This is a genomic window from Candidatus Cloacimonadota bacterium, assembly GCA_034661015.1.
In the GTDB taxonomy this organism is placed as follows: domain Bacteria; phylum Cloacimonadota; class Cloacimonadia; order JGIOTU-2; family JGIOTU-2; genus JAYEKN01.
Window position 1 is genome coordinate 1 of record JAYEKN010000273.1, and the last position, 1,657, is coordinate 1,657.

General features: G+C 34.6%; 2 protein-coding genes and 1 pseudogene. All 3 read right to left on the bottom strand.

What is annotated here, in order from left to right; genetic code table 11:
• Positions 1-451 precede the first annotated feature (451 nt).
• The 3 genes and pseudogenes from U9P79_09650 to U9P79_09660 all read right to left on the bottom strand — a co-directional run bounded on the left by U9P79_09650 (position 452) and on the right by U9P79_09660 (position 1,655).
• Positions 452-706: pseudogene (locus U9P79_09650) on the bottom strand (Txe/YoeB family addiction module toxin).
• Complete coding sequence (locus tag U9P79_09655; GenBank protein MEA2104886.1) at positions 687-953, bottom strand: type II toxin-antitoxin system prevent-host-death family antitoxin; 267 nt, start codon at positions 951-953, stop codon at positions 687-689. Before U9P79_09655 ends, U9P79_09650 begins: the two are co-directional and overlap by 20 nt.
• A gap of 264 nt (positions 954-1,217) precedes the next feature.
• Positions 1,218-1,655 carry a C-GCAxxG-C-C family protein gene (locus tag U9P79_09660; GenBank protein MEA2104887.1) on the bottom strand — a complete coding sequence of 146 codons (438 nt, stop codon included), beginning with the start codon at positions 1,653-1,655 and terminating at the stop codon, positions 1,218-1,220.
• Between the last annotated feature and the right edge of the window lie 2 nt (positions 1,656-1,657).

Here is a 1,657-nt window from a genome sequence, read left to right on the forward strand (position 1 = left end):
AAACCTCTGATAATTGAACCGCATATGCCCAATTTGTATAGGGCTTACTCCCTTTTGCTTTTAAATGGCTTCCGTCGTTTTTAGGTGGATTCTTAAATTCAATGTTTACAATATTGTTTTTATATAATTTATCATTTGTTATTTTTTTCAATCTGTTCCAAAAATTTACCGATAATCCCCTATTTTCCTTCACTTCTGACATGAGACAATCCACCGCAGTTAAAAATTGTAAACAGCTCTAAACACCGAACGTCAAAATGAGCTAACACAAAAGCCGACGTAATATTTGGATTCAAGAAAAATCGGCTCGGCTTTTGTGGTCAGCTCCATTTTTTTGTTATGTTGTAATTTCATGCTATTTTTTCAGGTACAACTTCTTTCATGAATACCGATAAGCCATGCAATTAATAATTCATAGCTGATTCCACTGAATCCAAACTCAATGAGACGATCAATAATGATAACGACACTGAAAAATCACTACCATTTTATCAATCATCTGATATACGAGTCTATGCTCTTGATTAATTCTGCGCGACTACTTCCCCTTCAAATCAAACCGAAGTGCTTCCGGTTTACCGATACCTTCTTTTGGATGACGTTTTGTATCCCAGATTAACTCATTGATCCGTTTAAGAACTTTTTTGTCATGCATTTGCCAAAACAAGTATTCATTCCAAGCCCGATCAGTCCATGCAATCATCATCAATCATTTCCCGTACTTTATAATTTCCAGCCTCAAATTCAGCAATGCTGGCACGTAATTGGGCAGCATTAGCAGGGCTACGTAATAAATACATTGTTGCTTCAATAGCATTGTAGTCTTCAAGTGACATCATCACAACCGATTTTGAATTTTTACGAGTAATGATTACTGGATCATGATTATCACATACATTTTCCATTACACTAACAAATTTTTTTCTAACATTTGAATAAGCTATGGCATCCATAATGAACTCTCCCCTTCTTTAATGTACAACTAATTGTACTACAAAACACAAAATATGCAACACAAAATTTTATTTCAAAGTATTTACAAAGTTTTCAAATAACCTGTGAAGTGAGGATAATTCAGGAATTCCGAGAAACCATGCCATGCTATTTTGAGAGATGATTTATTTCAGGAATGCTGACAAGTCATACTTTGTTATTTTTCAAAGTTCGACTTCCTTTAGAAACATAAATCAGCGGCGCACCTTTTGCGTCCGCTGGATTTATTTGTTATAAGCACTGTTTGAGGCTTTGTATTTGTTTGAAAATCTGGTGATAAAAGCAATGTTAAAACATACTGCTTCGCACGTAAGTTTTTCGCAAAGATGCGATGGATTATTTGGATTAAAACCTTCTGGTCGTAAAATATTACATAACAAGCTATTAAATCTATTCTCAAACTGACCAGCAAGCTCGTTACAAGAATTTACAATATCATCATCTGAAATATTTAGCGTTCTTCCAAGTATGCCTATAAACATTAAAGTGCCTTCAACTAAACCGCATTGAGCTCCGTATTCTCCCGCCCCATGCATTCCAAGAGCCGCATCTGTAATTTGATCAGATAATTCAATGCCAAACTTTTCTGATAGAATTTTGAGATTAGTGGTGGCACAATTAATGTCATCATGCCAATAATATTCTTTTACTCTTTTTTGTATAA